The sequence below is a fragment of the Cupriavidus sp. 05N39 genome, assembly GCF_056397325.1.
Window position 1 is genome coordinate 1 of record NZ_JBFTNE010000094.1, and the last position, 21,045, is coordinate 21,045.

Sequence of the window (21,045 nt, forward strand, 5' to 3'; positions counted from 1 at the left end):
GCGCCACGTCCAGGTCGACACGCTCCACCGTCCATGGCGCAGTCACGCCAAGCAGCTGCCGGTACAGTTCCACGCTGTCCATCGCACACCTCCTTACCAAGCCATGCGCGAAAGCGTACTACCTACCCACACGAAAGTCTGAAGAACCTTTTTTATATTCTGGCTTGCTACATCCTGCCTGGCGTTCCATGCATACCGGCTTAGCTGGTTATATAAGTCAATCCCGGCAACGTCAATACTCCATTTCCTAAAATGGAGGGAGTGTCCGGCCTCCCCTGCCACGTGACGCAAAAAACGGCCGCACTAGTATTCACAGACAGTGTGATAGGATTCCCAAAAAACATACCGCAAACACGAAACCGCCAAAAGCAACACACTGGCCTTTTCCGTGGCGCGTAACGAGGAGACAACAATGGAGGGTGAAGCCATCGGCGCGGCGCGCTGTGCCGTCCCGGCCTTCCCTGGCACCCGCGCACCGGACCGCACGCGCGCCGTCAATGCCGACGGCATCCGCATCGCTGTCCATGAATGGGGCGAGCCCGACGCCACGCCCATCCTGCTGGTGCATGGCGCCCTGGATTTCGCGCGGACCTTCGACGCCTTCGCGCCGCTGCTGGCCGATGGCGGCTACCGCGTGGTGTCCTACGACCAGCGCGGCCACGGAGATTCCGAGCATGCCGACCTGTATAGCTGGGTTGCCGACGAGCGAGACCTGCTTGCCGTGGCCGACTCGGTCACACGCGAGCCGCTGATCGCGATCGGACACAGCAAGGGCGGCTCCTTGCTGGTGCACGCGATCCAGGCGCTGCCGCATCGCTTCACCCGCTTCGTGGCCATCGACGGCCTGCCCTTCCGCAACCCGCACGCGGACAGCGCCGTGCGCGAGAAGAAGTCGATGACCGCGCCCATCATCACCCGCTGGCTCGATACGCGCAGGCAGAGCGCAAGCCTCCTGCGTAAGCCCGGCACGTTGGAGGAACTGGCGCAACGGCGTGCCCGGATGAATCCGCGGCTGAGCCTGGCATGGCTGCGCTACCTGGCATCGCTGGGCGCGCGGCAGGATGCGGACGGCTGGCGCTGGAAGCTCGACCCCGTGATCGGCGCCTCCGGCTTCGGCCCCATGCGGGCGCGCTGGATGACCGACCGCCTGCCCGGCTTCCCCATTCCCATGCTGGCCATTTTCGGCACCGAACGCGAACCCATGGGATGGGACGCCACCGCCGCCGACCTGGCGCCGTATTTCCCGCCCACGACCCAGGTCCATGTGATGCGCGACACCGGGCACTTCATCCATATCGAGCAACCGCGCGAGACCGCGGACCTCATCCTGCGCTTTCTACGCTCATGACCGTCTACCTGCGCCACAACCGCCTGCGCCTCGCCCTGCATCCGCTCAAGTCCGGCAGCGGTCCCGCGCTGCTGCTGCTGCACGGACTGGGCGAACGCGCACCGCAGGCTCTGCCGCCGGAGTACGCGGCATGGCCCGGCCCGGTACACGCGCTGGATTTCACGGGCCACGGGCTGTCAGACATACCGCGTGGCGGCGGCTACAGTTGCGAGTTCCTGATGGCGGACGCGGATATCGCACTGGAGCACCTGGGCCCGTCGACCGTGGCCGGACGCGGTCTCGGCGGCTATATCGCCTTGCTGCTCGCCGGCGCGCGGCCGGACCAGGTGCGCGGCGCCATCCTGCGCGACGGTCCCGGGCTTGCCGGTGGCGGCACCGCCGCGCGCAATCCGTATATCCCGGTGGTCGACACCACGCGAACCGGTCCGCCAGACCCTTACGCCATTGCCGACCTGGCCACCGACGTGCGCCCGCCCAGCTATGCCGCCAACTACGCGATGCTGGCGTCGCAACACTCGGAGACGCCGCAGCCGATCTCGGTCTGTACCCGTGAGCGCCCGGACTGGCTGAAGGCGGTGACCGAGCTGCTTTCGCTGGAGCCGGTGGAACTGGACCAGGCGCTACATCGATATGCATCGCTGGCGGCCACGCGTGGAGGCTCGCCGGCATGAAAGCGGAATGCGCGTCGGAAGCCGTGCCGGTGGCCGTAGGCGCCGGAGCGGCCCTGCATGAAACGCACACCCCCGGCGCGCAGCATGAACTGGCGGAACACCATTTCCGCACCCACGTGCAACAGCACCTGCCGCGCAACGCCCAGGCCTACCTGATCCACGGCATGCTGGGCATGACCGGATTCCGGCTGGTGACCGCCCCCACCTTCGTGCCGGCGTACATCTACCTGCTGTCCGGCTCCAAGCTGGTGGTGGGATGCGTGCTGTCCGCGCAGTACGCGGGCATGGCGATGTCCTCCATCTGGGGCGCGACGCAGATCGAGCATCGCCAGCGCGTGATGCCACTGATCTACCTGGTGGGATGGCTGGTCCGCCTGCAGATCCTCGGCCTGGGCCTGTCCGCCTTCCTGCTGTCCGGTGACGGCGCGCTGACGGCCGCCGCCGTGTTCCTGCTGCTGTTCGGCCTGTTCAACGGCGTCCAGAACGTCACCTTCAATTACCTGACCTCGAAGATCATCCCGCTGGAGCGCCGGGGCATGCTGAGCGCGCTCCGCAATTTCCTCGGCGGCCTGATCGCGGCGGCGGTGGCTTATCTCGGCGGGCGCTTCCTCGTTGGCGGCAATGTGTTCGGCAATGGCTATGCCACCACCTTCCTGGCGGCGTTCGTCCTCACCAGCCTGGGCATCTCCGCGCTGACGCGGATGCGCGAGCCGGTATTGCACGATGTACGGTCGCAGTCCGGCTTTCGCCAGCGCATCCGCGAAGTTCCTGCCCTGTTGCGCGCGGACAAGCACTATGTGCGCTTCTTCGTCGCCCGGGCGCTGGTGGCGTTCAGCATGATGGCGGTGCCGTTCTACGCCATCTACGTCGGCAGCCACCTCCCGCTGTCCGGCGCCACGCTGGGCTACCTGAGCATTGCCTATCTGCTGGCGCAGACCACCAGCAACCTCGCCTGGGGCCGCATCGCCGACCGCTACGGCTATCGCCTGGTTTTCCTGGGCAGCATCGGCCTCTGGGCCGTGTCGACCGCCGCGCTGCTGCTCTGTGATGGGCTGGGCGCATTCCTGCTGGTTTTCTGCGGACTGGGCGCGGGCTTCGGTGGCTACTTCCTGTCCGCGGACAATTTCGCCCTGGAGTTCGGCAACCGGCGCGACCGCCCCATGCTGCTGGCCGTCTCCGACACCGCCACCTACACCATGATGGCATGCGGCCCGGTCCTCGGCGGGCTGCTGGCACAGGGCGTGCGCTTCTCGCTCGTATTCGTTGCCGCCATCGCCGTCATGGGCATTGCTTTCGCGCTTGCCCTGCGGGTGGAAGAGCCGCGCCGCCGGCCGCGGCCCGCGCGCGAGGGGAGTGTGTAGCGGGATATCGCCTCAGGATCACCAGGATCGCAGAGATCGCCAGGAGACAAGATGGAATTCAGAACCTATCCGGAGTTCAGCACCCACTACCCGCTTCTGCTCACGACCATCATGAAGCGGCCGGTGCGGATGTACCCCAACGAAACCGGCGTTGTCTACCGCAACCCGGCCACCGGGGAGTACTTCCGCTTTACCTGGATGCAGTGGTACCGCCGCGTGGCACAGCTTGCCAACGGACTGAGCGGCGAACTGAAGGCGCGGGCCGGCACGCCCGGCGAGCCCGGCGACCGCATCGCAACGATGGCGCTCAACACGCATCGCCACCTGGAGCTGTACTACGGCGTGACGGGCATCGGTGCCACGCTGCACCCGATCAATGTCCGGCTCTCGCCGCAGCACATCATCTACACGATCCGGCACGCGGGCGACAAGATCCTCTTTGTCGACGACACGCTGATGCCCTTGCTGGAGGGCATCTACGACCAGATCCGGGACGTAGTCGAGACGGTGGTCTATATGTCGGACAAGCCGGGGCTGCCGCAGACACGGATCCCCGGCATCATCCAGTACGAGACGCTGCTCGCCCGCCAGGCCGATACCTTCGACTGGCCCGCGCTGCACGAGGACGTCAACGCCACGCTGTGCTATACCACCGGCACCACCGGACAGCCGAAAGGCGCGACGTTTACGCACCGCCAGTTGTACCTGCTGACGATCCACATGATGGCGCAGCTCGCCATCGGCAACACGCCGGACCACGATATCGCCGATGGCCTGGGCACGCGCCTGGGCGAAGGCGCGGTGCCGCTGCTGAACACGCCGATGTTCCACATCCACGGCTGGGGCCAGCCGTTCGTCGCGGTCTACAGCGCGCAGAAGATCGTGCTGCACGGCACCTTCACCGTGCAGGGCTTCTGCGAGCTGGTGGAACGCGAGAAAGTGACTTCGGTCGGCATTGTCGCGACCATCGCGGCCATGCTGCTCGAGTATCCCGACCTCGGCAAATACGACCTCAGCAGCCTGGTGCGCGTCAGCGTTGGCGGCGGCGCGCTGCCGCTCGGACTCAAGCGCAAGCTGGAAGCCCTGATCCCCACCTTCCGCATGAGCTCCGGCTACGGCATGACGGAGACCGCGCCCACCATCGTCGGCTCGTTCATCAAGAAGACCATGCTCCACCTGGACCGCGACGAGACCGATGCCGTGCTCGTCAAGTCCGGCCTGCCGATCCTCGGCGTGGAGGTGGAGGTCGTGGACGAACAAGGCAAGCCGGTGCCGCAGGACGACCAGACCGTCGGCGAGATCGTCGTGCGCGCGCCCTGGACGACCGAGCAGTACTACCGCAATCCCGAGAAGAGCGCCGAGCTCTGGCAGAACGGCTGGCTGCACACCGGCGACATCGCCAAGGTGGATGCCGAAGGCTATATCACCATCGCCGACCGCATGAAGGACGTGATCCGCAGCGGCGCGGAGATGGTGCCCACGGTGCTGCTGGAAAACCTGATCGCGATGGCGGACTTCGTCCACGAGGCCACGGTGGTCGGCGTGCCCGATCCGCTATGGGGCGAGAAGCCCATGGCGCTGGTCAGCGTGCGCGCGGGCTACGAGGCCACCGAGGACAGCGTCATCGAGTTCCTGAAGGTGCATGGCGTTGCTACCGGAAAGATCACCAGGTGGATGTTGCCCAAGCTGGTGGCCATCACGCGGGACATCCCGAAGACCAGCGTAGGCAAGTACAACAAGAAGCAGATCCGCGACGACCTGGAGAGATTCCTCGCCATCGCCAGGGATGTGTCCCATCGTCATGAATGAGCATTGAATAGTGCATTAAATAATGCATTCCCAGACCTCAACGCACAGGAGACTTCAAATGCGTGAAGCAGTCATCGTATCCACCGCGCGTACGCCGATCGGCAAAGCCCATCGCGGCGCATTCAACAACACCCAGGCGCAGGAGCTTGGCGCCCACGCCATCTCGCATGCCGTGCGGCGCGCCGGCATCGACCCGGCCGAGGTTGCCGACGTGGTCCTGGGCTGCGCGGTCCAGCAAGGCTCGACGGGCGGCAACATCGCGCGCCAGGCACTGTTGCGCGCCGGCCTTCCCGTCACCGTGCCGGGCATGTCGATGGACCGGCAGTGCGCATCCGGGCTGATGGCAATCGCCACCGCGGCCAAGCAGATCATCGTCGACGGCATGCAGGTGACGGTGGGCGGCGGGCTGGAATCGATCTCGCTGGTGCAGAACGACAAGATCAATCGCTACCGGGCGCAGGATCCGCAACTGGTCCAGACGCTGCCGCAGATCTACATGACGATGCTGGAAACCGCCGAGATCGTGGCGCAACGCTATGGCGTAAGCCGGGAGGCCCAGGATGCCTATTCCCTGCAATCGCAGCAACGCACGGCCGCAGCCCAGGAAGCCGGCCGCTTCGACGCCGAGATCGTGCCGATGACGGCGACGATGCTGGTCACGGACAAGGCGACCGGCGCGGTCAGCGAGAAGCAGGTCACGCTCGCCAGGGATGAAGGCAATCGCCCAGGTACCACGCTGGCCGACCTGCAGGCGCTCAAGCCCGTGTTCAAGAACGGGCAGCGCGTCGCGGAAGGCGCATTTATCACCGCCGGCAACGCGTCGCAGCTGTCCGACGGCGCATCGGCCATGGTGCTGATGGAAGCGAAGGAAGCGGAACGCCGTGGCCTGCAGCCGCTGGGCGCCTATCGCGGCATGGCCGTGGCCGGCTGCGATCCGGACGAGATGGGCATTGGCCCGGTCTTCGCGATCCCCAAGCTGCTCAAACAGCACGGCCTGTCCATGGGCGACATCGGCATCTGGGAACTGAACGAAGCCTTTGCCAGCCAGGTACTGCATATCCGCGATACGCTTGGCATTCCGGACGAGCGCCTGAACGTATCGGGCGGCGCGATCTCCATCGGCCATCCCTATGGCATGTCCGGCGCGCGCATGAGCGGCCACCTGCTGCTGGAAGGCAAGCGCCGCGGCGCGAAGTTCGGCGTGGTGACGATGTGCATCGGCGGCGGCATGGGCGCCGCCGGCCTGTTCGAAATCTTCTAGGGACGGCGGTAGCCACCGGTATCAAGTCACCTACGCAGACCAATTGGAGCCAACCCACATGACAGCCGTCAACGCCGTCGCCGATCTCACCATTGAAGGCGACATCGCCGTCCTCACGCTCAACTCCCCTCCGGTCAACGCCTTGTCGGCTGCCGTGCGCACCGGCATCCTGGAGGGCGTCGAGCTTGCCATCGCCGACAGCAAGGTCAAGGGCATTGTCCTTACCTGCGCCGGCAAGACCTTTATCGCCGGCGCGGACATCACCGAGTTCGGCAAGCCGCCGTCCGGCCCGTCGCTGGCCGACGTGCAGGCCGCGATCGAGAACTCGCCCAAGCCCGTGGTCGCGGCTATCCACGGCACCGCGCTCGGCGGCGGGCTGGAAGTCGCGCTGGTCTGCCACTACCGCGTGGCCGCCAGGTCCGCCAGATGCGGCCTGCCCGAAGTCAATCTGGGGCTGCTGCCCGGCGCCGGCGGCACCCAGCGCCTGCCCCGCATCGTCGGACCCGCCAAGGCGCTGGAGATGGTGACGTCCGGCATGCACGTCGGGGCCGCCGCGGCTGCCGAGATGGGGCTGTTCGACCTGGTCACGGACGACGCCGCGCTGCGCGCCGACGCCATTGCCTTCGTCAGGCGCATCAACGCCGAGCAAAGGCCGCTGCGCAAGGTGCGCGACCTCAATGAGAAAGTGGAAGCCGCGCGCGGCAGGCCCGAGCTGTTCGCCGAGTTCCGCAAGGCCAACGCCCGCAAGTTCCGCGGGTTCGAAGCGCCCGAGTACAACATCCGCTGCATCGAGGCCGCGGTCAACCTGCCGTTCGACGAAGGCATGAAGGTGGAGCGCAAGCTCTTCCTCGAACTGATGAACGGCACGCAATCGGCCGCGCAGCGCTACTACTTCTTCGCCTCGCGCCAGGTCTGGAACCTGCCGGATATCCCCGCGGATACCCCCACCATCGACGTGAAGACGGTCGGCATCATCGGCGCCGGCACCATGGGTGGCGGCATTGCCATGAACATGCTCAACGCCGGTATTCCCGTCGTCATCGTGGAAACCGCGCAGGAAGCACTCGATCGCGGCGTGCGCACCATCCGCGCCAATTACGACAACACGGCAAAGAAGGGCCGCATCACGGCCGCCGATGTGGACAAGCGCATGGCGCTGCTGACCCCCACGCTAGATCTAGGCCAGCTGGCCGACGCCGACCTGGTGATCGAAGCCGTCTATGAAAACATGGACGTGAAGAAGGACATCTTCGGCAAGCTCGACAAGATCGCCAAACCCGGCGCGATCCTTGCCACCAACACGTCCGCGCTCGACGTCAACGAGATCGCCTGCGCCACGTCGCGCCCGGAATCCGTGATCGGCCTGCATTTCTTCTCGCCGGCCAACGTCATGAAGCTGCTGGAAGTGGTGCGCGGGGACAAGACGTCCAGGCCCGTGATCCGTACGTCCATGGAACTGGCGCGCAAGATCGGCAAGATCGCCGCGCTGGTCGGCGTCTGCCCGGGCTTCGTCGGCAACCGCATGCTCGCGCAGCGTCAGCGCGAAGCGCAGAAGCTGGTGCTGGAAGGCGCGCTGCCGTGGGATATCGACCGCGTGCTCTACAACTTCGGCTTCCCGATGGGCCCGTTCGCCATGAGCGACCTGGCCGGCCTGGACCTCGGCTGGATCCGTGAGAAGAGCAGCAGCTCGACGCTGCGTGAAATCCTGTGCGAGATGGACCGCCGCGGCCAGAAAACCGGCGCGGGCTATTACGACTACGACGAGAAGCGCAACGCGAAACCCTCGCCCGTGGTCGAGCAGATCATCCGCGACTTCGCCGCCAAACAGGGGAAGACGAGCCGCGTCGTCTCGGAGCAGGAAATCCTCGAGCGCTGTGTCTACACGATGATCAACGAAGGCGCGAAGATCCTTGAGGAAGGCAAGGCCATCCGCGCGTCGGACATCGACGTGGTGTGGGTCAACGGATATGGCTGGCCAGTGTATCGCGGCGGTCCGATGTGCTATGCCGACACCATTGGCCTGGACAAGGTACTGGCCACGCTGAGGCGCTTCGAATCCACACTTGGCCCGGATTTCAGGCCGGCGAAACTGTTGGTGGACCTGGCCGCGCAGGGGAAGACATTCAGCGACCTGAAGTAAAAGCGGGCCGGCCGGGTGCTACCCGGTGATGTCATTGCCCGGCCAGCGCGGCGCCGCCGTGCTGGCCGGGCAAAGTCATGTGCGCAGTTAGGCTACCAGCTTGCCAAGGCTTTCAACGGTCTTGACGCAGGCCTGGGCCGCTTCCTTGCCTTTCACTACGAAATGTTCGCTGAAGAAGCGGCGATGCTCTTCGTGTTCGTGAAAATCCTTCGGCGTAAGCACCGCCGACAGGACCGGCACTTCTGTGTCCAGCTGCACGCGCATCAGTCCGCCGATGACGGCATCGGCAACGAACTCATGGCGGTAGATGCCGCCATCGACCACAAAGGCGCTCGCCACGATCGCAGCGTATCGCCCGGTAGCGGCCAGTTTGCTGGCGTGCAAGGGAATCTCGAATGCACCGGGGACTTCGAACACATCGATCACATCGCGGGAAATGCCTTGCGCGGCCATTTCCGCGAGGAAGGCGTCGCGTGCGCGATGGACGATATCGGCATGCCACTGGGCATGGATAAACGCAAAGCGGTTGGCAGCGGGAGTGTGCCGCGGGTCCGGCAGGCCGGCAGCGGATTGTTGAAACGAGGAGTAGGGCTGATTCATGGGTTGCCTTTTAGCAGGGGTTACCAGAATCAGGGCGCACGAGCCCGCGCCCCCGCCGCTTCCGGGCAGAGGCATGAACGTCGCGATTCTCTTTCATCCGGACTATGACCGTCGGCTTCGGAATCACACCGAATCTGCTGACCCCGGCCTTGGGGAAGCCGGGCGCTCGCGGGCTTATGCGAATCAATCGCCATCACCGCCGGTGGGGACTTTCACCCCGCCCTGAGAACGCTGCTGCGGGCCTTGGCCCGCAGCGCAGGCGATTATACGCCGGGAATGCGGATCGGGTTTTGGCCAGAACGGACTAGTCCGGACGCMATGGAAGGTATGGGCGCCAATCGAGCCGACGGCACCACCGGGATGAGGCGCCCGACCGTCGCGGAGAACGTGTGGCACCGCACGTGCAGCGGCCGTGAAGTTGTCGCACAATGCAAATCTCATCCAGGTTGAACCTCAGAGGCGAAGTCGCCACTTCCATGAGGAGACACGATGAACAGGATCATGAGCCGCCTGGCCATCCTCGTCGCATTGGGTCTTTGCTCCACTGAAGGCGCGCAGGCGTCTGACATCGTTTGCAAGGCAGCCCGCCGGGGAGCCTCGGCCAGCTGCGAAGACACGGTGGCAGGCGGGCAGCCATGCGCCAAGCAAACGGGCAATCGCCGCCCGCCCGCGGATTCCCTGATCTGCGATTACGCACTCCTCTCCATAGGATACGACCGCATCTACGCCGAGCAGCAGAGGCTGCTGCGGCATGGCGCGATTCGCCAAGCGGATATTGTTGCGTGGCGCAAAAAGCGCGACGCCTGCGACTCGGTGACCTGCATGGACGATGTCTTCGCGCAATGGCACAGGTACGCCGCGCAGAGAAAGTCCACGCGAGTCGGCGCTCAACCGAAGGAGCGCGTCGCCATGCCGCTTGCGGAAAAGCCGCAGAATATCGAGGCTCGCGGCAAGCCAAGGCGTGGCGAAGTCGTTGTGTCTTTGCCGCCCAGGCAGAATTCGCAAGCGCAAGCTCCGCTGAACGTGACGCAACGCAGCACGGAACAGGCCGTACGCGCCCCCACGACCGACACTTCGCTGCGGAATTTGCCGGTGAAGCCTCCGGTGATGCCGGTCGCAAGCAAGCCATCTCCCGTCGCCAGGGGCTCGTTTGGCGCGCTGGCTTGCGCTGGCGTGATCGGTGTGGGCCTGGCCTACCGGCGGACGCGCAAACGGCACGGCGGCTTCCCGAGAGACCACGCACCGCACGCGCCCGTACCGGCGGCCAGACTCGTCCTGTTTGCGCTGATCGCCCTCAATTTGCTGCTTCTGCTCCTGGCGCTGGTGCCGGCATAGGAAGCCATGCGTGCCGGGGCAAGTGGAAGCAGGCTCATGACGCGCGCAAACCCGCAAGCCACGCGCGCCATTGGCACATACACACGCCCTGTGCTTCGTCAGCCACCTCAGACTGGCAGCGGTTCACCATTGACGATCCACGGGGTGCCGAACTTGTCGGTCAGCATGCCCCAGCGCCTGGCCCAGAAGGCCGGCTGCATGGGCATGGTCACCTGGCCGCCGCTGGCGAGGGCAGCAAAGACCTGCTCCGCTTCCGCGGTGGTCGCATAGTCGACCGCGATGGACACCCCTTTGATGCCCTCATAGGGCAGGTGCGCCGGGCAATCTCCCCCGAAAAGCGTGCCACCGCCAGGCAGCACGAGCCGTGCATGCAGGATGCGATGGGCGAACTCCTTCGGGATCTGGTCGGCCATGGGTGAGTCAGCGCCACTCATCAGCACTTCGAGCTTGCCACGGAGGGCTTGCTCGTAAAAGCGCATGGCTTCGGCGCAATTGCCGTTGAAGGCGAGGTATGCGATGGCTTGGGTCATATGGAGTCCTTTCGCTGTTAGCTTGGCGATCACAGGGCCGAACCGGTCGTCCCCGCACTGGCACGACGCGTGGACAGCCCGCGGATCGACAGGACTTGCCCTCTTGTTACAAACTTCCCGGACGTTGATCCGGTCACGCCGCGGGTGCCGCGGCGGCCCGCCGCGTCAGAACGGCATGCATCGCCACCGGCGTTCCCACATGCTCGGTGCATTCGTAGCCCAGGCCTTTGAGATCGATACCGGTCAGCAGGGGCTCTCCGGCGCCCAGCACGGCCGGCACCATGGCCAGGTGCAGCTCATCCACCAGGCCGGCGCGCAGATACTGCCGCACGCTCGCTACGCCTCCGCCAAGCCGTACGTCTCGCCCGCGTGCCGCATCCCTCGCCTGCTTCAGCGCATCATGGATACCTTCGGTGACGAAATGAAAGGTTGTGCCGCCGTCCATCGAGACCGATTTGCGGGGATGGTGGGTCAACACGAAGACCTCGGTGTGGTAAGGCGGATTGGGTCCCCACCATCCTTTCCAGAGATCGTCGGGCCATGGACCACGGACAGGACCGAACATATTGCGACCGATAATCCAGGCACCGACGTTGCTGAATCCGCGCGCCGCGAAATCGTCATCCACGCCCGTCGTACCGCCATCGCCGCCGAACATGTGCCGGAACGTGCGCGTGGCGATGGCCCATTCATGCAACGCAGTGCCTCCCACGCCAAGCGGATCCGCCAGGCTCTGGCTTGGGCCGGCGCCGTAGCCATCAATGGAAACCGAAAAGCAGTGAACTCGTAACCTGGACATACGTGCCTCTCCGTGAATGCCATGTCTTTTGGCGGACCAGCGCTCCGGCCCGGCCTGCGGATCGCAACGCGCGCCGCATCAAAGCTTAGACGATCGAGGACACGCGGTATCGACAGGCGACATGAAGAATATCGTCTCCCTCCGTGTTCCTTATCACCCCTCGCATCGCACAGCGGCATTGCCCCGTTTTCTGCCGATATATGCGGAAGCTAAAACGTATCGGCCGGGTGGCGCGCTTGCCGGCCCGATGATCCTGGTCGACGATGTTGTTTGGCTCCCGGCCTCCAATGAGAATTGGCAGCAGAAGGCATGCTACGCGGGGCTACTTGTTGAGTGGCGTGCATTCCTCCAGCCTGGAGTAGCCATGCGCTTCGATTACCGCAGGCGCCACAATGATGTACCCCAGTGATCTCAGTAGCGTCACCGCTTCGATTTCGGCGTCGGCGTGAGGCGCTCGTTTCGAAGACGCTGCGAAGGTTGCGGCCGATCTCGGCGTCGCATCGTCCGGAAGCTCGCGGGGCTGGCCGCCCTGGTTGCTGGCAACGAGTTCGCAGCGCTGCACATTGGGTCTCCAGGTGACCTCCACCGCAGTACAGAATTTGCTGGTGAAAAGCCCCAATTGCATGCTTGCTTTCAGCCATGCCACGAAGGACTCGCGAGATGCGGGCTGATATCCTTGCAGCACAGTTTCAAGATTTTTCTGCGGCAATCCCTCCGTTGTGGGGGAAGGCTCTTCCAGCAGTGAGAGCTGCAGCGCGACGCGCTCGCGGTCGGCTTCCTGGTAGATCAGGCATTCCGCGTCAACCACGCCTTCGCGCAGCAGTTCGCACAGCAATGCCCAGCCCCTGGGATTCTTCTCAATGCTGCCTTCCAGGCCAGGGTCCAGGCTCGCTAGAATGGCGGCCATCGATTCGTGCCTGCCAGACGTGACTTCCACTGCGAAGGAACCGGCATTGCGTGACGGGCTAGCCCGGCGGTAGAGAATCTGCAGGGACTCGTCCTTGTATTCCTCGATCTCGGCAAGGGTCTCGGCGGCTTGGATCCAGGCGTAGTTCTCGATATTCTCAGCAAGCTTTCGCGCGGCCCTGGCCATGTCATACGCAAGAATGCCAACATAGCTCTTGCACGCGGCGCATTGGCACTGGAGACGCCCGTAATGCAGAAATCCGGCATACACCCGTTCCTGATGCCCGCAATGATCGCATTCGAGCGCAAAGCCGCCCTGGCGCGACGGGCGCTGGATGGCAAGTAGCCCATCAACCTGGTATCGCGCCGGCTGATCGCAACATGGACAGTCCCAGATGATCTTGTGCGACCCATCGCGAGCCGCCACCCTGCCAAACTGACGCTCCAGCGCACTGCGCGGAATGCCCTGCGCCCGTCCGAGCACGTCGGCCGAGTAGCGCCAGTAGAAGTAGGAGTGAGCGGCAGCTGCCACCTCGGGGCCGTGCTCGCGCAACTCTTGTAGCACGCGCGGTGCGTGCCGAATCCGTTCGGAGAGGCTATCGACCATGAGGGATCTGCCGGGAACAAGCGCCTCCAGGGCCTGGCGGCTCTGCTCGACAAAGGCAGGCACATGAACGCGACGGATGGTGTCTTCGTCATTGAGCCAGCGCGAATGTCCCGGCAGCGCGTTAAGCGCATCGATGGCTTCCTTGAGTTCCGCTATCGGTGGACAGGCCAGGAAAGTAAACGGCTTGCTGAACAGCAATGCATCTATCATCGCATCGTCTCCGGCAGAACGGCGCCCCGCCCGGGCGTGGGCGGGGTGCCACGAAAGCGCCTATGGTCAGTCAGTCAGTCAGTCAGTCAGTCAGTCGGCTCGGCACTTCTCAACCGATCCCGCAGCCTCTGCACGCACGCCCGGCCATCGCTAAAAGTGGGTGCCAGTGGGCGGGGCCCCAACAGCGTGGTATTGATCAGCCCGGCCGCAGGCACCGCACCCTTCAGGTAGTGTTGCGGGCGCGCCATGGCCCGGACGTCGGCGGAGAGAATAGTGAGCCAACGCAGCCCTCCGAACGGCTGAGTTGCCTCCTTGCGCGGGACGTCGGTGTAGAGCCGGAACGCGTATCGATCTGCTGGACGATATCGTCGGTGCCGCTCTTGAATCGCGGGCGCGCATGCTTTCCAGCAAGTCTGTGTAGAGCGAATGCACGACGATCGTGCTAAGCAGGCCAAGCGGCGGCGCGCCAGGTGCAATGGCGGTCGTACTGATGCGTCCGAACGGACGCAGCAATTGCGTCAGTAGCTTGCGCACACGATTTCCCCCCGGAACGTGACGTGTGAACTGCGGACCTGAGCGATCAAGCGGCAATGGTATCAACAGGCTACCGCAGGGCCGCCGCCGGGGCGCGCCGAGTTGCGCGGTGCTGTTTTACCTGTCTCTACAACGTTATCCCAAATTGGAGCCGGGGCAAAGCCGAATTCGGTTGCGGAGTCCCCACTTACGTGGGGGATGCTCTATATGCTTAGTCAAGCATGAGGGACGAAAAGGATGCTGCCGCGCAGCGTGGCGAACAATTCGCCGGCTCGGTGCTTTTTGCAGCAGGATGTCAGCGCCAGGCCGTCTTGATGCTGCATGGGCTATCGTCCCGATCACCGCCCTACAGCCTCGAACAACCTCGGCTCAGACGGCGCCTGCCCTCCCAAGCTACATGAAGGCCAATGCGCACAGTTCCTTCCCGCTGCCAGTGAGGCTTGCAATACCGGTTCCGTCTTCGCGAACCAGCACATCAACAATGCCCGCAGCTGAGAGCTCGGTGAGATACCGACGAAGCGTACTCATCTGCATCCCGCTTTGTTTGCTTAGTTTCGCCAACGACCACCGCTTTTCAGGAGCACCCTGTGCGGCACACCAAAGCTGTGCCAGCAGTTCCGCAAGTATGGGATCCATGCCAACATCATCGCCCGCAATTTCCGCCCCGATAGGATTGGTATCTTCTCCGATATTTCTTTTAATCGCTGACATCTGCTCGCCTCTTCAACAATGCGCAACCTGCGCCCACTCACGATAATAGTTTCCGCACTGGCAGGGATAGACTACAGAAGCTAACGCCACGTTGGAGCACAGATGGCGCACGCCCAATGCAGGCTCGCTAGCGAGCGCGACCCATGATATGCCCCCAACCGCACTTCCGGCTAGTAGCTAGTAGCTAGTCAGCTTCTGCATCGGCACAGTCCAAGCGATCCTCAAGCAGATCAAGATATCCCCTGGCGACCTTCACGATTGCATTGACACGGATGCGACCAAACGGGGGCACGTGGCACTCCGCCCGATGCCAAAGTCCCGCCGATCGTCATGCCGCGCCCCCGCGCGTGCGCTAGCAGTCGCCCCTCCATGGGCCTTGGCCTCATTCCAGAGGACTGTGCTTCTTTTTCTTCGGGCAAGGTGTACGCGTTGACAAGCTTCCGCGCCTACTAATATTCAGTCCACGGAAAGCGCAAGAACAAACGGTGTCCCGATCAAGCAAGCCACATGGGATGCGCCTTTCCGATACGTTTCTTTTAAAAAACAGATAGAGGGCAATACCATGAGCAACAAACTGATCAAGACGCTTTTTTCCGCCACCATTCTTGGCACGGCACTCCTTTCGATGGCCCAGGCAGGCGCCGTTACCGTGAAGGACAGTACCTTTTCCGGAGATGAATCCGGCTACAACCTGCATGTAGGCACTCGTGACCCGTACACCGACGGCGCCCGGGTTGACGACGCCCGCGATCCCTATACCGACGGAGCCAGGATCGGTACTGCCCGTGACCCCTATACCGATGGCGCCCGCAGCCAGGCCGTGAACACCTCCGACAAGACCTTTAGCGTCGCCGGTCGTGACCGCACCGGTGTCTCGGCACCTCCGGCAAACGCATCCGACAATAGCGAGCAGGCTGCCTGACAGTAACGGGCTGTCACTTCATCGGAAGTCATATTGGCGAATTGCTCGCAAAGCCAATATCCTCGATTCCAGGTATACATACTGAAACCTAAGCATCAAAATGAAACCTAGCATCAAACCGCTATTCCTTGCACTCGCCGGAGCTGCTGCTCTTGCCTCGTCGCTGTCAGCAATCGCAGGTCCGGACTGGACCGTCATCGAGCGCGCGCGCGCCGCGGCGATACAGTCCAAGCAGCATCAAAATCAAAAGCCGTCCCAATTTTCAGGTAGCACAACCGCCTCCGGCACTCCACAGAAGGCCGCATGACACGCTGCCACCTCCCTACTGCAAAAACATCAGGTTAGCGACCGCAGACCGAGATGCCGACTCTGCATCTGCACCGAGCGTCAGAGACACCGGTCGCCATACCTGCTGCCTTTCTCTTCCTGATTGAATTGAGATAACCATGCAAACCGCGCTACTGAAAACGCTACTCTCTACCGCACTCGTGTGCGCGAGCGCCATGACTGCTTTGCCAGCTCAAGCCACCGCGCCGAGGGACAGCACATTCCCCGGCGACAAGTACGGCTATGACTTGCACCGGGGCAAGCGAGATCCCTTCACCGATGGTGCGCGCATCGACCGCTCCCGCGATCCGTTCAGTGACGGCGCACGTGCCAATGGCCCGCCCGCTCCCCTGGCGGACATCAGCCATGCTGCATCCGTTCTCCCAGGCTCGATCCAACTCGCCGGAATGGATCGAACCGGCCCCTCGGCGCCGCCGGGCCACAGTTCGGCTCCCGCAGACAGCATGCCTGCCTGAAAAGCGGTGATTCTGGCGTCGGGCAAATCGGCGCCAATCAGTCCGGTATCTTTGACCTGACAAGCCCAAACTCAAGCAGCGCAGGAACAAAGCAGTGGTTCTTGACGCCGCGCGCGGACAACTTTGTCAGCACATATCGCTTGAGAAGCGATAACCCGGACCAGACGTCGGGAGTCATCGGTGCCAATTCGACCAGGGAGAATTGCGTCAGGATGGCGTCAGGAATCGCAGATACCTGATGCCATGGAGAGCCCGGATCTGGCGTGAACTTCTCCGGCGTCTTGTTCAGATATTGCTGGACCAGGCGCTGAAGCTCCGACACGAAACCGCTCTCCTTCCCATCCGTGGCCGCCGGGAAACCCGCGAGCATCTCACGCGCGTCGAGAGGAAGGGCCTGCCACTCCGCAAGAGAGAATGTGTATCCATAAAAATCCAGATTGAACCGGACGCACATGGGTACGTATTTGAGGTTTTCGCACGCTTCTATCTCAAACACAAATAATGGCAATTTCTCATAAAGAAACATGTCGATCCCCTCAAACTGAAAACGCAGTGAGATGAAAGTCCAACGCCCTGTGCCGTTATCTCACGACGCAGGCAAACACCGCGTCCAAGCCACATCCCGTTGCGCGCCTAAAGTATAGGACACCGGGGGAATTTCCATATACGGGGAGCCGCACGTCGTCGTCCTGGCCGGCCCGTGCGAGAGGTGGCCGGCAGTGCAGGACCCCCGCCGGGTCCATGAGTACCCATGGCACTAGTCCCACCATCGTGTTGTGAGCAACCCCAGCGCAATCGCCTTCTGCACTGCCTGAAGCCTGCTCGAAACTTCCAACTTTCTCATCACATTACGCATGTGGTGCGACACGCCGTGCTTTGTAATGCCAAGAAGCCTCCCCGCTTCCCAGGAAGTCTTCCCCGCGGCAACCCACCTCAGGGTCTCTATCTCACGGGCGGTCAAACCCACTACAAAATTCTTCGACGAGAACAGGATGGACTTGACGGAATTGACGGTACGCTGCGCAATGGCCGGACCGTACAGTTTAGCGTTGCGAAATTCCGGGCCTTCCGCATTGAGCGGCCGCGCGCTCAACAGAGCAAGGAATCCACCGGTCCCTCGTGGCGTATGCACGGCCAATATGATTGCCGCGCCCATTGTCGAGTCCGCCGGAAGTGAGAGATCCGGGCTCTCTCTCTGCAACTGGATAGGTCCGGCCCATAGCATGGGCACCAATGAATCGAGTGCCTCGCTCGCAAGCGTTGCAAGCACCGGGCTGTAATCCTGCAAAGTCAGATTTCGCCCGTTCGAGAGGTTTGTCAGGCTTCCAACCGAAGACTCCCTCCCCGTCACATACAGGTTGTACTGCAGGTGGAAATGCGTGAATCCGAGAAGACGGGTGGAACGTTCCAGGTTTCCACAAATGTCCTGGATCTTACTGGACCGATCAATATTTGCCAGAATCTCTGTGTGAATATCCGCTAAACCATCATCAACGGAGTTCTGCTTAAGATGAATCATACGTCCGAACAAGCGTTACCGCACCTGCAAAAAATCAAACTTCCACGCATGGACCGCGATACGCATCCTTCATGGCTCCGGAGGCAGTGTATAGGGGTTGCCTTGCGCCATCAGTTACAGACGAGCCCTCTCCCAAAGAGCACAGCTGGCGCCAGCAAGGAGCCACGACAGGAAGTCGTCACGATCTCTCAGAGAAGGTGCAAGTGCGACGCCCGCACCCGCACCGAGGTTCATCTTCCGGATCTTCCCGTTCGTGCGGCTACGCGACACTTCCCAGTGCCTATGGAAACCCGGGCCAGAGCATGCATGGCGGCCTGGGCTTCCCGAATAAATAGCCTTGCCCGAAACCAACACCACATGCGGTCACGATCTCACGCTGCGCACCGGTTTCGATACCCTCCGCAACGACGTTGGCGCCAAATCGCGCAGCCAATCCGCATATCACTTCCACGATATCCTGGCTTCGCTTGTTCTCCACAATATCCACAATGAACGCTCTATCTATCTTTATGCAATCAAAATGAAAGAGCTTTAGATATAGCAAAGAAGAGAAGCCGACACCGAAGTCGTCGATACAAATCCTGAAGCCACACCGATGCAGGCGGCCCATGGCCTCCGCCGCCCCGTCAATGGCAGAGAGCAGCGTCCGTTCCGTCACCTCGATCTCGATCAGGCTTGGTTTGATATCGTTCCTCGCGGCAAATTCCAGCAACTGCTCGCGAAAGGCCGAACTGCATAGCTGCCTGGGCGTGGCATTGATACTCAATGGGAAACAACGCTCACCGACGGTGTATGGATCCAGCGCCTGTAGCGCTTGCGCCTGAATCTGATTGGCCAATGCCTCCGCCTCGAATACCTCCAGGAAATCGGCGGCACGCAGCACCGTATCTCCAGTCTTGCGGCGAAGCAATGCCTCATAGCCGAAGGTCCCGCCATCCGGTAGTCTCACTATCGGCTGGAGGTCAAAGAAGAACTTATGGCTCGCGAGCGCTTCTCGCGCCTCGATGTACTCTCGGATCACATTTTCTCCGCGGATAATGTCGCCAATCACATTCAGGTATCTGCAACAAGAGGTTTCAGGGATGCGGATCCGTTGTCCCTTCGCCTGACCAGGTGTGACGTTTAAAGTCTACCGCGATCCAGCAATCGCTCCAGCTACACCGTTGTGTAGTGGGTTAGACAGGTGGAATCGACGCAGAGCCGCGTGCGGAGCACCCTAGGCAGCCTTCTTCGCACCGAGATATCGGGCTTGCCGCTCCAAGCGGCTCCGGCTCCTCTTCGCTCATCCCTGCCGGCCATCTGCGACGGCGCAAGCGACTGACATCCCCGACCCGCACTAGCGATCCGACCGGCGGAGCCGCCCGGAACTGTACTGCTACAACGCGTAGTCCACTGTATGCGGGGCCAACAGGCCGTCACCGCTATGCTCCCAGTCAAGTAGAAGTCGCAAGTGCCCTGCCGGCCCCTTCGATGCATCCCGGCAAATCACCGGCTGACAAGACAACGCCATGCGCGGCGTAAAGGACATTAAAGTGAGTACAGACGCTAAGGCTGGAGTCCAAGATCCCTTTCTGTTTGAGAGCCCCTCTGCCYTCGATGCCATATCGACGCGCATGCCTGTCTGCCTGGATCAGCTGCAACGGCCGCTCAAGAGCCTGCGCCTATCGGTGATTGACCAGTGCAATTTCCGCTGCACCTACTGCATGCCAAAGGAGATCTACACAAAGGATTATCCTTTCCTGAAGGCGGGATCCCGGCTTTCTTTCCAGCAGATGGTCTCGATTGCCAAAGGGTTCGTCAGTCTGGGCGTCGAAAAGGTCCGGCTAACTGGCGGAGAACCGCTCTTGCGCAAGGATATTGAGAAACTCGTCGAAGCGCTTGCACGGCTTACCACCCCTGATGGAAGGCCCGTCGAGATCGTGCTGACCACAAACGGCACACTCCTTGCTGCGAAGGCGCGGGCATTAAAGGATGCTGGCCTGGCCGGAGTAACCGTCAGCCTTGACAGCCTGGATGACGCGGTCTTCCGGCACATGAACGACGTCGGCTTCCCTGTCGGCAAGGTATTGGACGGCATAGAGGCCGCCCGGAACGCAGGGATCGATACCGTCAAAGTCAATACCGTTATTGAAAAGGGCGTCAATGATAGTCAGATTCTCCCACTGGCAAAATACTTCCGGCATAGCGGTGTGACCCCGCGCTTCATTGAGTTCATGGATGTGGGTGGTGCCGAGTCATGGTCCATGCAGCGTGTCCTGAGATCGGAAAACGTAAGGGACCGCATTGCGCAGGCATATCCCCTGGTTCCTCGTCCGGGATTTCGCGGCAGCGATACGGCGCAACGCTTTTTGTACACCGATGGCGGCGGTGAAGTGGGGTTCATTTCGAGCGTTTCCAAGCCGTTTTGTGGCGACTGCACGCGGGCGCGGGTCTCCGCCGATGGTCGGATGTTCTTGTGTCTGTTTGCTGAGCGAGGCGTCGACCTGCGGCAGTGGYTCACCGAATCCACCTCGCCAGAGGCGCTGCGTGATGCGATTCGCTCACGCTGGGAGCGACGAGACGACCGTTATTCCGAGCTACGTACCGAGAGACTGGCCAGCAACGGAAAGAAGTCGTATCCGACTGTCCGCATGTCGCTGGTCGGCGGCTAGGTATTCCCATGGTCAGCTTTAACCCTTATGCATAAGGTAAAAAGATGAGGCTAACAATCAAGTACTTTGCAAGTATCCGCGAGACCGTAGGGGTCTCCGAAGAGGTAGTCCATGTTGATGCGGATTCGCTCACGGTCGACAGCCTCAAACAATGGCTTGCGCAGACACGGCCAGCGCTTCAAGACGCGTTTTCGGACGATCGCCCCGTACGGGTAGCCGTCGACCATGCGGTCCGGCATAGTGCCTTCCCGCTACTCGACGGAAGCGAGATCGCTTTCTTCCCGCCTGTTACTGGTGGCTGAATTTCTCTCGCAAAAGAGGGCCGCGC

General features: G+C 62.4%; 19 protein-coding genes and 1 riboswitch. Of the genes, 11 read left to right on the forward strand and 8 right to left on the reverse strand.

The features are described from left to right. The first annotated feature begins 412 nt into the window (after positions 1-412). The 6 genes from AC1DN0_RS32000 to AC1DN0_RS32025 are packed head-to-tail and all read left to right on the forward strand — an operon-like array spanning position 413 to position 8,590. On the forward strand, positions 413-1,348 hold the full coding sequence (locus tag AC1DN0_RS32000; protein WP_441625092.1) for an alpha/beta fold hydrolase: 936 nt from the start codon (positions 413-415) through the stop codon (positions 1,346-1,348). Further along, positions 1,345-2,019 carry an alpha/beta fold hydrolase gene (locus tag AC1DN0_RS32005; RefSeq protein ID WP_441625090.1) on the forward strand — a complete coding sequence of 225 codons (675 nt, stop codon included), beginning with the start codon at positions 1,345-1,347 and terminating at the stop codon, positions 2,017-2,019. The genes AC1DN0_RS32000 and AC1DN0_RS32005 overlap by 4 nt, the downstream gene beginning before the upstream one ends. Beyond that, on the forward strand, positions 2,016-3,380 hold the full coding sequence (locus AC1DN0_RS32010) for an MFS transporter (RefSeq protein ID WP_441625088.1): 1,365 nt from the start codon (positions 2,016-2,018) through the stop codon (positions 3,378-3,380). Before AC1DN0_RS32005 ends, AC1DN0_RS32010 begins: the two co-directional genes overlap by 4 nt. 51 nt (positions 3,381-3,431) lie before the next feature. Continuing rightward, positions 3,432-5,189 (forward strand): long-chain-fatty-acid--CoA ligase, encoded by a 1,758-nt coding sequence (locus AC1DN0_RS32015; protein ID WP_441625087.1) that lies wholly within the window; start codon positions 3,432-3,434, stop codon positions 5,187-5,189. A 58-nt stretch (positions 5,190-5,247) separates the two neighbouring features. Next, positions 5,248-6,450, forward strand: coding sequence for an acetyl-CoA C-acyltransferase (locus AC1DN0_RS32020; protein WP_441625085.1), 1,203 nt, complete (start codon positions 5,248-5,250; stop codon positions 6,448-6,450). A gap of 58 nt (positions 6,451-6,508) precedes the next feature. Continuing rightward, positions 6,509-8,590, forward strand: a complete 2,082-nt coding sequence (locus AC1DN0_RS32025) for a 3-hydroxyacyl-CoA dehydrogenase NAD-binding domain-containing protein (RefSeq protein ID WP_441625083.1) — start codon at positions 6,509-6,511, stop codon at positions 8,588-8,590. An 87-nt stretch (positions 8,591-8,677) separates the two neighbouring features. Here the strand turns inward: AC1DN0_RS32025 and AC1DN0_RS32030 are convergent, their stop codons facing one another. Then, positions 8,678-9,190 carry a 6,7-dimethyl-8-ribityllumazine synthase gene (locus tag AC1DN0_RS32030; protein WP_441625081.1) on the reverse strand — a complete coding sequence of 171 codons (513 nt, stop codon included), beginning with the start codon at positions 9,188-9,190 and terminating at the stop codon, positions 8,678-8,680. 80 nt (positions 9,191-9,270) lie between these two features. Further along, a riboswitch (FMN riboswitch) is annotated at positions 9,271-9,424 on the reverse strand. 267 nt (positions 9,425-9,691) lie between these two features. Between AC1DN0_RS32030 and AC1DN0_RS32035 the strand changes: the two genes are divergently transcribed. Then, complete coding sequence (locus tag AC1DN0_RS32035; protein ID WP_477146287.1) at positions 9,692-10,525, forward strand: hypothetical protein; 834 nt, start codon at positions 9,692-9,694, stop codon at positions 10,523-10,525. A gap of 107 nt (positions 10,526-10,632) precedes the next feature. Here the strand turns inward: AC1DN0_RS32035 and AC1DN0_RS32040 are convergent, their stop codons facing one another. The 4 genes from AC1DN0_RS32040 to AC1DN0_RS32055 all read right to left on the reverse strand — a co-directional run bounded on the left by AC1DN0_RS32040 (position 10,633) and on the right by AC1DN0_RS32055 (position 14,822). Then, positions 10,633-11,055, reverse strand: a complete 423-nt coding sequence (locus tag AC1DN0_RS32040) for a VOC family protein (protein ID WP_441625077.1) — start codon at positions 11,053-11,055, stop codon at positions 10,633-10,635. 133 nt (positions 11,056-11,188) lie between these two features. After that, positions 11,189-11,854, reverse strand: coding sequence for a dihydrofolate reductase family protein (locus AC1DN0_RS32045; protein ID WP_441625075.1), 666 nt, complete (start codon positions 11,852-11,854; stop codon positions 11,189-11,191). Positions 11,855-12,176: 322 nt separating this feature from the next. Beyond that, positions 12,177-13,577: a hypothetical protein gene (locus tag AC1DN0_RS32050; protein ID WP_441625073.1), complete on the reverse strand. Its 1,401-nt coding sequence runs from the start codon at positions 13,575-13,577 to the stop codon at positions 12,177-12,179. A gap of 927 nt (positions 13,578-14,504) precedes the next feature. After that, a complete protein-coding gene (locus AC1DN0_RS32055) occupies positions 14,505-14,822 on the reverse strand; it encodes an ArsR family transcriptional regulator (RefSeq protein WP_441625071.1) in 318 nt (105 codons plus the stop codon). Positions 14,823-15,384: 562 nt separating this feature from the next. Here AC1DN0_RS32055 and AC1DN0_RS32060 point away from each other — a divergent pair. Together AC1DN0_RS32060 and AC1DN0_RS32065 are read left to right on the forward strand one after the other, a co-directional pair. Continuing rightward, positions 15,385-15,744: a hypothetical protein gene (locus AC1DN0_RS32060; protein ID WP_441625069.1), complete on the forward strand. Its 360-nt coding sequence runs from the start codon at positions 15,385-15,387 to the stop codon at positions 15,742-15,744. A 446-nt stretch (positions 15,745-16,190) separates the two neighbouring features. Next, a complete protein-coding gene (locus tag AC1DN0_RS32065) occupies positions 16,191-16,547 on the forward strand; it encodes a hypothetical protein (RefSeq protein ID WP_441625067.1) in 357 nt (118 codons plus the stop codon). Positions 16,548-16,584: 37 nt separating this feature from the next. Here the strand turns inward: AC1DN0_RS32065 and AC1DN0_RS32070 are convergent, their stop codons facing one another. From AC1DN0_RS32070 to AC1DN0_RS32080, 3 genes are all read right to left on the reverse strand, one after another. Continuing rightward, positions 16,585-17,073 (reverse strand): nitrate reductase associated protein, encoded by a 489-nt coding sequence (locus AC1DN0_RS32070; protein ID WP_441625065.1) that lies wholly within the window; start codon positions 17,071-17,073, stop codon positions 16,585-16,587. Between the two features lie 231 nt (positions 17,074-17,304). Beyond that, a complete protein-coding gene (locus AC1DN0_RS32075) occupies positions 17,305-18,078 on the reverse strand; it encodes a helix-turn-helix transcriptional regulator (RefSeq protein ID WP_441625063.1) in 774 nt (257 codons plus the stop codon). A gap of 268 nt (positions 18,079-18,346) precedes the next feature. After that, the gene (locus AC1DN0_RS32080) at positions 18,347-19,087 is read right to left on the reverse strand and encodes an EAL domain-containing protein (RefSeq protein WP_477115090.1); all 741 of its coding nucleotides are present in this window, start codon (positions 19,085-19,087) and stop codon (positions 18,347-18,349) included. Positions 19,088-19,679: 592 nt separating this feature from the next. Between AC1DN0_RS32080 and moaA the strand changes: the two genes are divergently transcribed. Together moaA and moaD are read left to right on the forward strand one after the other, a co-directional pair. Next, positions 19,680-20,717 carry a GTP 3',8-cyclase MoaA gene (moaA, locus tag AC1DN0_RS32085; RefSeq protein WP_477146290.1) on the forward strand — a complete coding sequence of 346 codons (1,038 nt, stop codon included), beginning with the start codon at positions 19,680-19,682 and terminating at the stop codon, positions 20,715-20,717. A gap of 44 nt (positions 20,718-20,761) precedes the next feature. Next, positions 20,762-21,019, forward strand: coding sequence for a molybdopterin converting factor subunit 1 (gene moaD, locus AC1DN0_RS32090; protein ID WP_441625059.1), 258 nt, complete (start codon positions 20,762-20,764; stop codon positions 21,017-21,019). Positions 21,020-21,045 lie beyond the last annotated feature (26 nt).